The organism is Rhodopirellula maiorica SM1 (assembly GCF_000346295.1).
Lineage (GTDB): Bacteria > Planctomycetota > Planctomycetia > Pirellulales > Pirellulaceae > Novipirellula > Novipirellula maiorica.
The window spans coordinates 1-11,786 of the sequence record NZ_ANOG01000132.1; the positions used below are offsets into that span (position 1 = coordinate 1).

Consider the following 11,786-nt stretch of genomic DNA (forward strand, 5'->3'; position numbering starts at 1 on the left):
TCGCCATCACTTTCGATTCACACCGGATCTGCGTCGCTTTGGGCGACTTGATCCGGCCTACCTCCGCTAGAACGTTGCTTCACGCGGGAGCGTGACACTGGTGACGATACTCCGCCCGACGAAGTACTGTGGCGTGATGAACGAATTCGCGGATGTGATTGGGACAGTCACGGTCACGGTGACCGATTCGGTATCCGCTTTGATCTCGCTCGGAGTGACGTCCGCAGACCCTCCGCTGATGTCAACGAAGTCCAAGAGTTGCATCGCCGCCTGCTCGCATTCGGCGGACGTTGCCCCAGGTACGATGCCTTTACGCGCCCCATCGTAGGCGGCGTTAATCGCCGTGTTACGAATCATGTTCACACGCGAAAATTCGATTCCCGCGAAAACGAACAATAGCAGGACGGGGAACGCGACAGCAAATTCAACGGTCACAGCTCCACGACGTGGCTTCCTCGATCGGGGCATGGTTGGGCCTAGGGGTGTCGGGAACGTTACTGGGTAAGAATCGAAATCGAACCAGCGATTTTGCTAAACGCATCGTTCAATGTGGCGGCGTCGGGCGCGTGGAAATGGTAACCGCCACCCGCAACCGCGGTCTCTTGCATATCCATGATCACAGAGGTCGGACAGGCGCCAAAAGTAATCGTATGGACTTTAATCTTGTCACCTGCAGCCAACGCTGCCGCATCGGCAGGGTGCACACCATTGGTATAGGCGCCATCGGTCAACACCACCATGATTTTCTCTGCGGTCGTGCGAGCCCCCGGTCCATTGAGAACGGTTCTGGCCAGCGACATACCTTCGCTAGTCTCGGTATTCCCACCCCACACGGTGTTGTTCAAGTTGTCCATCGCCGCGGTGATGCTGGAAAAATCCAAGGTGAGGGGCTGTTCAAGCGTGACGTTTTGGTTGGTCACTCCACACGCGGTATAGTTGCTCGCATAGGTAACGATCGACACCTGTTCTTCGGCGAGTGTATCGTTCATTTTTGCTAAAAAGATTTTGATGGCGCTGTCCAGTGCGATCCATCGGCTGTCCGCCCACGGAATCTCACACGATCGAGGATCGCCGCCGCCCATTCCGGTCGCAGTATTGGAAACCGCCAATTTCATCGAACTCGATCGGTCCAAGACCAGACAAATATCGGCATTGATAAAACCGGCGGTCGCATCGGCAGACGTTTCAAAGCCATTGCCATTGAGCAGATTTGAGAAAAACAAATCCACTTCGCCATCGGGTGCATCGGACGTTCGGCGACCGTTGACTTGAACTGCGTTCAACGGCGAACCACTTGCGGTGAACGACCATTTGCCGGTCGTGGAGCGGACGGTGTTTCCAAAAACAAAGTCAGAATCGTCAAGAGTCAGCCCTTCGCCGGCGACCGTGTTGGCGTTGGCGATAAGTTTACCTTTGGCAATCGCGCGTGCCCTATCGCCGGTTTCTGCCAATTCAGATGACGCCGCCTTGGCGGCCAAGTCAGTGGCGGCGCGTAATTCGGATCGCGTCAACTGCATGTAGGCAAGGTCCACCGAGAATCCCAGCAATAACATCAACACCGGCAACATGATGACAAAGACCACGGCGGTCGCCCCACGGCGATAACCATCTCGCGCGTTTCGTTTTATTGAATTTGAATAATTCATTGCGATTCCATGGTTTATTGCTTGATGGCAGTCAAACGATGCGACACCGTTTTTGCAAACCCGAACAACTGAGGGCCGACGACGTTTCCATTGGTGGCCGCTTGGACGGTCACGGTGACCTCATCACCGCGGGCTAGCGCGCTGTACGCGGCGCCACTCGAACCGGCCACTACCACACCCGATGGCGTCACCCCACGTGAGGCCAACGTTGCATTGACTCGGTCGACCACCTGCGATTCCGTTGAGTCGGGTTTCAGTGCGATAAGCGCCCCCTCGTAGGCCGATTCGCAAATGATCTGTTTCATCGCGATCATGTTGCAAGCTTCAATCGAGGCAAACACGACCAGGAACAGAACTGGCATGCATACCGCCAATTCCACCATGGCGGTCCCGCGTCGGCTTCGCTTTCTGCATCTACGCACAGGTCGATGTCCCGGATTTGAAAATATGCGGATCGAAAATGCGATCGATCGCAATCCAATAAATGCTCCCTACCGGACAGTTAGCCCCGGAAAATCACTGATAAAACGGTAGGTACATCAATATGTACGTCACGCCGCAGCGTGCGGCGCGTGGGGACAGGACAAATGAAACAGGCAAATAACGCCAGCCCGAAGGGTTTTGACGGTCGCATCAGTTGAAACGACAAAAGCAGCCTGTCGGGGGAAGCGACAACACAGTGCGAACGATTGAAACCGCAGGGAGTTCATCCAGAACATTCGATCGCGCAAACGTTGTCTTGCGGCAGCGAACGCTACGACGGATCAACCATTCTTCTGCACGCAGTAAGCTTCGTACGCGTCATGATCAAAAATGAAATCGAGCGACGGAACGAAGCTCATTTCATGGCCCCCAAATTTACGTTTAAACGAGCTGAAATTTGCCCATTTGTCGTTCGGCGATTCCGCTGGTGAAACGCCATAAAAGTCGTACCACTTGTACCCCAGCGCTTTGGCGTGCAACATCACCTCGAAGTGAAGCAGGTAAGGTGCCATCACATTGCGATGCGAAAGCTGCGTTCCGCCATACTTGTACGTCACGGTGTCACCGGCGTACAGAACCAATGACGTCGCCAGTCGTACACCTTGATATTCCGCAAAAAAGAGATCGCCACGCCCCGATTCCAGAAGGTTTTCCGCCAGGTCATCGAAATATCCCCGCGAGTGTTGAATGATGTTTTTGCGGTCGATCGTCTCTTGGTAAAGACGCATGAAATCGTCTAGCCCCTTGGGCGAGTTGTCCTGGACAACCGAGACGTTGTGACGGCGTGCGACTCGAATGTTGTACCGGCCTTTGGTTTTCATTTGTTTCAGGATGGCGTCCTCCGACATCGTCAAATCGACACACAACGTGTTTCGTGGTTCGTTCCAATGGGTCGATTGCTGAAAGCCTTTTACGAATTCCGGCTGATCTAACCACCGCGGTTCGAGTCTCAGATGGCTTACTAAATTCGAAGATTGCCGTTGGTGATCGTCGATGTACTGCATCATCGCCTCGAACAGGTCGGCTGCATCCGTTTGATTTTCGGGAAGCACGGGGCCGTGGGGCACGTAGTAGAAACATATACCGGGCGCAAACGACTTGACCAACACGTTCGCCCCACCACAGATCACGTCATCCTCGCTGGCGGCAAACCCGAAACCGCTCCATCCGCGAAGTTTCAGAAAGTCGATCCACCAAGAATATTGTTTGTGGCCAATGTCTGGACGCTGTTCCGCCAAGAACCGGTCCCAGTCGCTAATCGAGCGTGTCGCCTCGGTTTGCTTTGTCATAATTCTCGATGGCTGTGCATTGCCGGTAAAAATGCGTGGTCGCAGAAGGGGGAGCCCCACATGAGCGGGCTTGCATTTGCCCCCAGATTAGCGGGAAGTCGTGCAATAGCAACTATTCCCAAACCCAACTTCGCATCCGCGATGACGTGCTGGAGCGTGCGACGTCACCGCTGTTGCCATCGAAATTCGCTTTCAGCTCTGACCCGACATGCAAATCGCAACAAAAATCTGGTGGCCGCACAAAACCTGCGAAGTGGACTTTGTGCCCTACTTCGCGTACGATGGGAGCACCCGCAGTGGTTAAGCGAGACGTGGTGCGCTGATTCGTTTTCACGATCTTGCTCGCCCGTTTTGATGCTTTTCCTGCCAAACGCATCAATTGCGTGGGCGACGTTTATCCCAATCCAACGTCGTGACCTTCTACCCTGTGCTTCCTGGTTGCACTTTTTTGACGAGCTCGGACGCTCATTAATAATGAGGCCACGTTGCTCGCAAAGACGAAAAGTATTGCAATATGAGCGGGAACAAATCGACAACATCGGCGACGCAAGCCAATGGCAATGTCTGTCCCATTTGCGGAAAACGAGCCTATTCCAAGGGGGGAATCCATCCTCAATGTGCGGTGCTACAAGCCGACGCGGCGCGAACCGAAGAATTGAAGGCCCAGCGAAAATTGGATGCGGAAACACCGAAAGAGTCATCGTGGTCGAAGAAGAAGTGCCCGAAGTGCTCGAATGAACTGCACGTGCGAAAGAAAGTTTGCGATTGTGGTCACGCGTTCTTCTAGCCACGATCGCCACGCATCTCGCCTTGAGTGTTTGTGAACTCTGCGTCAGGAATCTCTGCGAACGCAATACAACTGGATGGTTTTCCACTAAGCAGGCTTGGGTTTCCACTAAGCAGGGGTAGGGCAGGCGACTGGCGAAGAAGTCGACGTTGGACGCCAAGCGTGCGAATCGATTGCGTCGGACATCCAGCGGGTTTCGCGACTTGTTCCCCCTCGTTTCCGCGGGTAACATTCTCGACATGAACGAAGAAATCCTGAAAAAACGCCGCCAACTGCTCCGCAACCTCGTCGTAATGGCGTTTGCGGACGGGTCGCTTGGCGAACGTGAGATCAATCTTGTCGCCGACCGCTGCGTCGACCTCGGGTTGGACGAATACGAATTGCAGAAAGCAATCGAATTCGGACTCGGTGACCAAGCCACGTTAGAGCTGCCGACCGAGAAGGAGCAGCGATACGAATTGATGCAGGAGTTGATCCGCATGATGGCTGCCGATGGCACACTTGCCGAAGCCGAGAAACGATTGTTCGCTCTGGCGGCTGTGAAGATGGAATTGACGGAGAACGATGTCAACGAAATCATCACCCGCACCGTCAAAAACCAATCGTAGAAAGCAGCTTGATTTCGTGGCCCGCATCCTCATCACCTCTGGTCCGACCCGGCAATATCTTGATCCCGTTCGCTATTTGACCAACGCGTCGAGCGGCCGGATGGGGGCAGCCCTAACCCGCGCGGCGATCGATGCCGGCCACGACGTGGTTGTCGTTTCGGGCCCTGTCAACGTCGAATATCCCGCGGCGGCGACCGTGATCCCCGTCGTTACGACCGACGAGATGTTAGCAGCGGCGGTGGAAACGTTCGGTTCGTGCGATGGAGCGATCGGTGCCGCTGCCCCCTGTGATTACATGCCGCGATTGGTTTCATCCCAAAAGATCGCCAAGACAGGCGAACCGCTGCAATTGGAATTGATCGAAACCGCCGATGTGGTCGCCACGCTCGGACAACGCAAACGGGACAACCAATGGGTGGTAGGGTTTGCCTTGGAAACCGAAGATCGACGTTTTCGCGCCACCGTAAAACTGGAGTCAAAACATTGTGATTTGATGGTCAGCAATGGCCCGCAAGCGATCGATTCGAATCAGAACGATGTGGAGTTACTTGATGCCGGCGGGAGAGTCATCGCCGAGATTCATGGCGACAAAGACTTTGTGGCTGACGAATTAGTACGACACATCAGCGAGCAATTGACGCATCGCACTGCGAAACCGCAATAACCGGAAAAACAAATGATGGACATAAGCACGACCCTCGGCCGTTTGAAGCTGAAAAACCCGATCATGGTCGCCTCGGGAACCTTCGGTTACGCACGTGAAATGGAGGGCATCGTGGATGTGCCACGGCTTGGCGCGGTGCTGCCCAAAACGATCACCGCTGAACCACGCATTGGCAACGCACCATGGCGAACGGTCGAAACCTCGGCGGGTCTACTCAACGCTATCGGGCTGGACAATGATGGTGTCGACGCATTTCTCGAAAATCACCTGCCGTACCTCAAAGAGATCGGGACTTCGATCGTCGTCAGCGTGGCGGGCCGAACGCAAGACGACTTTGTTTCCTTGGCTGAACGAGTTGGAAACAGCGAAGGCGTTGCCGCAATCGAATTGAATTTGTCGTGTCCCAACGTCAGCGGCGGAATTGATTTCGGCACCAATGCCCAATCGTGTCTGGGCGTGGTCAAAGCCGCGCGCGCAGCATGTGACGTTCCCATTTTGGCAAAATTGACGCCCAACGTGACGCGGATCGCCGACATCGCGCAAGCCGCGGCCGATGGCGGCGCGGACGCCGTTTGTTTGATCAATACCGTGTTGGGAATGGCGGTCAATTGGCGTCAACGTAAACCGATGCTCGGCAATGGCATGGGCGGGCTCAGTGGACCGGCGATCAAACCGATTGCACTGCGATGCGTTCACCAAGTCGCCTCGGCCGTCAAGATTCCGATTATCGGCATTGGCGGCATTGCTTCGATCGACGACGCCATGCAGTTTTTGGTGACTGGTGCCAGTGCGGTGCAAATTGGTACCGCCAATTACTACGACCCCACGGTCTCGACTCGTTTGATCGATCAATTGCCTGCCGCGTTGGCTGAGATCGATGCGTCGAGCGTCACCGAAATCGTCGGCACGCTCACCAAGTAAACTAAGTTGCGGCAGCCGCACTGCCCCCCGGAAAAGGGGCAACGGCGAACAAAACGCCGGTGGTCCTAAATTCTTCGCCGATTCGCTAAGCGAGGTTACTAAGAGCGCGAATTTGACGGTTACCGCCACTTCCCACCGGTTTTAAGCCCGCATTGGGGTGGTTTAGAATGGAAAACACTAATGCAAGCATTCCGACGAGTCGACGTTCGCTATTCTAGAGGGATGTTTTGAGTATGCTCAAATTGCTAGTTTGTATTCACTCGAACTTCCCACAGCAGGGAACCCCTCGGCAGGGGAGACAATAAGCAGCGCGGCCGCAACACCGAGGTCGCCTTCATCAACCATGAACCTTCTTGGCGGTAATGCGCAAGTGGACCTAAAAGAATTCTTTGGCAATCAATCGCCACCTAGAGATCACTACATCTCGATTCTAAGGTTCTGGGCCGAGCATCGACCTCATGAGCCTGCGTTTCTCTTTACGGATGTCGAATCGTCTGAGCAAACGATTACGTATTCGCAGTTGTGGGAAGAGGTTCGTGCGCTAGCGGGTTATTTGCAGGATCGTTGTCGAATTCGCAGCGGCGACCGCATTTTGCTGCTGTATCCACCATGTCTCGAATTTGTGATTGGTTTCTTCGCGTGCCATGCCGCCGGCGCGATCGCGGTCCCTGCCTACCCGCCTCGTCGCAATCGCAAGGCATCACGAATCCGTTCGATTGTGGTGGACGCGGACACGCGTTGGGCGCTATCCACCAAGGCGATCGTCGAACAGCTTTCCGGCGATCAAAAACATGACGACTTGGTCGGATTGCAGCTGCTCGGTACCGATGATCCCGGCTGCCGTTTAGCGGACAAGTGGCGGATGCCAAAAATCAATCGCGACTCGCTCGGCGTACTTCAGTACACGTCCGGTTCGACCGGATCGCCCAAGGGGGTGATGCTGACTCAAGGAAACTTGATCGCCAACAGCGAGTTGATTTTACAAGCGTTTGAACCAGATGCCGATGTCATTGGGATGTCCTGGCTGCCAACGTATCACGACATGGGTTTGGTGGGTGGCATCTTGATGCCGATGTTCATCGGACGCAGCGATGTGCTGATGAGCCCAATGACGTTTTTGCAACGTCCCGCCAGATGGTTGCAGGGCATTTCCAAGTACGGGGTGACGATTAGCGGCGGCCCCAATTTTGCCTTCCAGTTGTGCGTCGACAAGATCGCGGACGAAGAGATGGAAGGGGTCGATCTATCCAAGTGGGAGATCGCGTTTAACGGCGCCGAACCGATTCGCGTTTCCACTATCGACGCGTTTGCGAAGCGTTTTGAAAAGTTCGGTTTCCGCCGCGAAGCGTTCTTGCCGTGTTACGGCATGGCGGAAACCACGCTGCTTGTCACCGGAGGGCCGATCGAAACGCGGCCGGTCGTGACGACGTTCAGCGGCAGTGCGTTGGATGCCAAAAAGGTCAAAGTCGTCGACGAGAATGACGACGCGGCACGCCGACTCGTCGGTTGTGGACGCGTGCTACCGGAAGAAACGGTGCTGATCGTCGATCCCGAAACGCGGATGCCCATGGCGGATGACCAGATCGGTGAGATTTGGATCCAAAGTCCATCGGTAGGGCAGGGGTATTATCAGCGAGGCGATGCAACCGAGCAAACATTTTTTGCGCGAACCGCTGACCAAAAAGGGCCGTTTTTGCGATCCGGTGACCTCGGTTTCTTGCACGACAACCAGCTCTATGTCTCGGGCCGACTGAAGGACATGATCATTGTCCGCGGTGTGAATCGATATCCGCAAGACATCGAAGAAACGGTCGAGCGTGCTAGCGACGCGGTGCAAGCGGGATCGGTTGCCGCGTTTGCGATGGAGCACGAAGGTCGCGAGCAATTGGTGATCGTTGCCGAAACGGTCCGTTTGCGTGACCTGGATTGGGATGCTCATTTGCAAGCGATTCGCCGCGCCGTCACCGCGGATCATGAATTGCCGCCCGACGCAGTCTACTTGGTTCGCAACAGCAGCGTTCCCAAAACCAGTAGCGGCAAGATCCAGCGACATGCATGTTTGCACGCGGTTCGCGATGGCGACATGAAGATGATCGCGAAATGGGTGCGTTGGGAAGAGGAAACGACGCACAACGACGGTGACTTGCAACCGATGATGCAAGCGGCTGCGGCCGGGGGTCAGACTGGTAAGATTGATCTGAGCGACGTCAACGATTCGGTCGCCGAGGCGATCAAACAGCACATTCGCCAAGTCGCCGGCGAGCGTGCTCGTGTGTTGGACCTCGATACAAATATCGTTTTGGATCTCGGGCTGGACAGTCTCGAACGACTCGAGATCGCACGCAACTTGGAACGCACGTTTGGCGGACGTTTTCCCGAACAAGTGCTCGATGAAATCGAAACCGTCGGCCAAACCGCCTTGGCGATCCAGCGGTACCTGCCACCCGGTGGCGAAATTCGCGCCGTCGCGTTCTTGGACAATGGCGAATTTCAACCCGCATCATCCAGCACAGTCAACGAGTTCGGCGGCTATGCGAATGCCGTCCCGACGGTCGAACCCGAAGACGACGTGTCGCAATTCGCCGAGTACCGGCGACTGAAAACGACGATGCAACAAATGCAGATGACCGGGGTTCCCAACCCCTACTTTACGGTCCATGACGGCATCGTCCGTGACATCACCGTCATCGATGGCAAAGAATACATCAGCTTTGCCAGCTACAACTACTTGGGTATGAGTGGGCATCCACGTGTTACCGAAGCCGCAGCCGATGCCGTGCGCAAATACGGCACGAGCGTCTCGGCAAGCCGATTGGTCTCGGGTGAAAAACCGATCCATCGCGAATTGGAAGAGGCGATTGCAAAATGGGTCGGTGTTGACGCGTCGATCTTGATGGTGGGCGGCCATGCGACCAACGAAACCACAATTGGGCATTTAGTCGGTTCGGGTGACTTGATTCTGCATGACGCGCTTGCCCACAACAGCATCGTGCAAGGCGCGCTGTTGTCCGGTGCACGACGTCGACCGTTTCCTCATAATGATTTCGAAGCGCTCGATCGCATGTTGACCGAGATGCGATCTCAGTATCGCCGGGTGCTGATCGTGATCGAAGGCGTCTACAGCATGGATGGCGACTTTGCTGACGTGCCAAAATTTGTCGAAGTCAAGAAAAAGCATCGCGCACTGTTGATGGTCGACGAGGCTCATAGCTTTGGCACGATGGGTCAAACCGGGCATGGAATCGCCGAACACTTTGACATGGACGCTCGCGATGTTGATATATGGATGGGGACGCTGAGCAAATCGGCGGCTTCGTGTGGTGGTTACATTGCCGGCAGCGCGGCGCTGATCGAGCTGCTGAAATACACGGCTCCCGGATTTGTGTTCAGCGTCGGGATGCCGCCGGCCCAGGTGGCTGCGGCGATTGCTTCCTTGCAAACCTTGGAAGACGAACCTGAGCGAGTTGAAACGCTTCGCAAACGGAGCGAATTGTTCTTGTCACTCTGTAAAGAAGCCGGCTTGGACACGGGCGATAGCGGGGGGACCCCGGTCGTTCCGATCATTACCGGCAATTCGATGGTGGCGCTGCGATTATCGCATCGGCTCAAAGGGGACGGGATCAATGTGCAGCCGATCTTGTATCCCGCCGTGGACGAATCAGCAGCACGACTGCGATTCTTTATCACGTCGGAACATACCGAAGACCAGATTCGATTTACTGTCGCTCGCACAGCGGCTCATTTATCGGAGCTCGGGTTTGATCGCCAAGCGGTCGCTGCTAGCCGTTAATCCTAGCGCTGCGAAGCATTTTGAATTCGATGGAACACGTGTGTCGGTTTCGTGGCGGCCCGCGGAACCATAAATTTTCTCGACAAGCGTCTCGGAATGCTCTAACATCGAGTTTGCCCTTGCGACGTGAATCGTGTCGCATAGAATCAGTAGACGGCGACGATGTTTAGAAATGGTGTTTAGGAAACACGATCGGGCGTGATTCCGCTAAACATCTCTAATTCGCTCGATTCCCCCCCACAAACCAGGAGACTGCATTGCTTACTGAAGCGACGATCGAGAAAATGTTTCGTACATTGATGAACGATCCCAACCGTAGCGACGAAAATTTTGACAAGGCCGAAGAGTTGCTCGAAGATGAACTTCGTGCTGAAAGCCCTCTTCGCCACCGCTTAACAGTGGAACTCGAAGAACTTCGTTCAGCCGCTGCAAAGAGCTAGGTAACGATTCGCATTGCGAATCCGATGCGTCATCCGATGCAAGAATGGGTAGATTAGACTTCGAGTCTGTCGGTGTTTTTTTCGATCGTCTTGAAGCCTATCCTACCCAACTTTTTCCTTTCCTGCCCTTACTTATTTCACTTGCCTAAACGCTTGCGAATCTCTTCCATTCGCGTTCTCAGCGTTTGCTCGAAACCTCGGTCCACCGGTTCGTAGTAGGTCCGATCGACTCCGAGGTAGTCTTGTTCCGCAATCCCATCTTCGGCTTGATGGCTGTACTGATAGCCCTGGCCGTGCCCCATCGATTTAGCGCCGCCATAATGGGCGTCCCGCAGATGCTTGGGTACGGGAATGACCTGTTTTTCACGCACGTCTTTGCGTGCGGCACTGATCGCCGTGGTCGCCGCATTACTCTTGGGCGCGAGTGCTAAATACGCAACCGTTTGACTGAGCGTTAACTGGCTTTCGGGAAGCCCGACGAACTCGCACGCCTGCATCGCGGATACCGCGATTGTCAGCGCCGTAGGGTCCGCGTTGCCGATGTCTTCGCTGGCCAAAATCACGAGACGTCGACATAGAAAACGAATATCCTCGCCCCCTTCGAGCATCCGGGCGAGCCAATACACACTGGCATCAACGTCGCTGCCACGAATGCTCTTGATCAAGGCGCTGGCCAAATCGTAGTGGTCGTCGCCGCTGGCATCGTAGCCACCCAAGCGGCTGCCGATCGATTCGATGATGGTTTCGCGTGTCACCTTCGGATTCTTTTTGCCGCTACTGCGAACGGCGATCTCTAAAGTCGATAGAGCACGACGGGCGTCCCCTTCACACGCTTGGCTTAGATAGACAATCGCGTCCTCGTCGACTTGGGGTTTTAGATCACCGAGCCCCCGTTCGCCATCACGCAGTGCTCGTTCGATCAGCGTGCGAATTTCTTCGGGCGTTAGTGATTCGAGTCCAAACAATTGACTTCGCGACAACAGTGCTCCATTGACCGCGAAATACGGATTGCTGGTGGTCGCGCCAATCAGGGCAACGATTCCTTCTTCGACGTCGGGCAACAACGCGTCTTGTTGGCTCTTGCTGAAACGATGAATCTCGTCGACAAACAAAATCGGTCTCGCTCCGCCGGTAGAAACGATGTCACGTGCCCACGCC

Annotated in this window: 11 protein-coding genes; 6 read left to right on the forward strand and 5 right to left on the reverse strand. The window is 55.0% G+C overall.

Going from position 1 to position 11,786, the window contains the following annotated elements:
• Positions 1-66: 66 nt before the first annotated feature.
• The 4 genes from RMSM_RS03805 to RMSM_RS03820 form a co-directional block, all read right to left on the reverse strand.
• Positions 67-468 carry a TadE/TadG family type IV pilus assembly protein gene (locus RMSM_RS03805; RefSeq protein ID WP_040763991.1) on the reverse strand — a complete coding sequence of 134 codons (402 nt, stop codon included), beginning with the start codon at positions 466-468 and terminating at the stop codon, positions 67-69.
• A 26-nt stretch (positions 469-494) separates the two neighbouring features.
• Positions 495-1,646, reverse strand: a complete 1,152-nt coding sequence (locus RMSM_RS03810; RefSeq protein WP_008691816.1) for a vWA domain-containing protein — start codon at positions 1,644-1,646, stop codon at positions 495-497.
• 14 nt (positions 1,647-1,660) lie between these two features.
• Positions 1,661-2,029: a TadE/TadG family type IV pilus assembly protein gene (locus RMSM_RS03815; RefSeq protein ID WP_008691820.1), complete on the reverse strand. Its 369-nt coding sequence runs from the start codon at positions 2,027-2,029 to the stop codon at positions 1,661-1,663.
• A gap of 381 nt (positions 2,030-2,410) precedes the next feature.
• Positions 2,411-3,418 (reverse strand): lipid II:glycine glycyltransferase FemX, encoded by a 1,008-nt coding sequence (locus RMSM_RS03820; protein ID WP_008691825.1) that lies wholly within the window; start codon positions 3,416-3,418, stop codon positions 2,411-2,413.
• 514 nt (positions 3,419-3,932) lie between these two features.
• On the opposite strand from RMSM_RS03820, the gene RMSM_RS03830 reads away from it, so the two are divergent.
• The 6 genes from RMSM_RS03830 to RMSM_RS03855 all read left to right on the forward strand — a co-directional run bounded on the left by RMSM_RS03830 (position 3,933) and on the right by RMSM_RS03855 (position 10,628).
• Positions 3,933-4,205 carry a hypothetical protein gene (locus RMSM_RS03830; RefSeq protein WP_008691827.1) on the forward strand — a complete coding sequence of 91 codons (273 nt, stop codon included), beginning with the start codon at positions 3,933-3,935 and terminating at the stop codon, positions 4,203-4,205.
• 149 nt (positions 4,206-4,354) lie between these two features.
• A complete protein-coding gene (locus tag RMSM_RS03835) occupies positions 4,355-4,813 on the forward strand; it encodes a tellurite resistance TerB family protein (RefSeq protein WP_008691831.1) in 459 nt (152 codons plus the stop codon).
• A 16-nt stretch (positions 4,814-4,829) separates the two neighbouring features.
• The gene (locus tag RMSM_RS03840) at positions 4,830-5,477 is read left to right on the forward strand and encodes a phosphopantothenoylcysteine decarboxylase domain-containing protein (RefSeq protein WP_008691833.1); all 648 of its coding nucleotides are present in this window, start codon (positions 4,830-4,832) and stop codon (positions 5,475-5,477) included.
• Positions 5,478-5,492: 15 nt separating this feature from the next.
• Positions 5,493-6,398, forward strand: coding sequence for a dihydroorotate dehydrogenase (locus tag RMSM_RS03845; RefSeq protein ID WP_008691835.1), 906 nt, complete (start codon positions 5,493-5,495; stop codon positions 6,396-6,398).
• A 343-nt stretch (positions 6,399-6,741) separates the two neighbouring features.
• Positions 6,742-10,188, forward strand: a complete 3,447-nt coding sequence (locus RMSM_RS03850; RefSeq protein ID WP_052031475.1) for an aminotransferase class I/II-fold pyridoxal phosphate-dependent enzyme — start codon at positions 6,742-6,744, stop codon at positions 10,186-10,188.
• 257 nt (positions 10,189-10,445) lie between these two features.
• On the forward strand, positions 10,446-10,628 hold the full coding sequence (locus RMSM_RS03855) for a hypothetical protein (RefSeq protein WP_008691839.1): 183 nt from the start codon (positions 10,446-10,448) through the stop codon (positions 10,626-10,628).
• Between the two features lie 137 nt (positions 10,629-10,765).
• On the opposite strand, the gene RMSM_RS03860 is transcribed toward RMSM_RS03855, so the two are convergent.
• On the reverse strand, positions 10,766-11,786 hold a 1,021-nt coding region (locus tag RMSM_RS03860; protein WP_040763999.1), incomplete at its 5' end, for a replication-associated recombination protein A.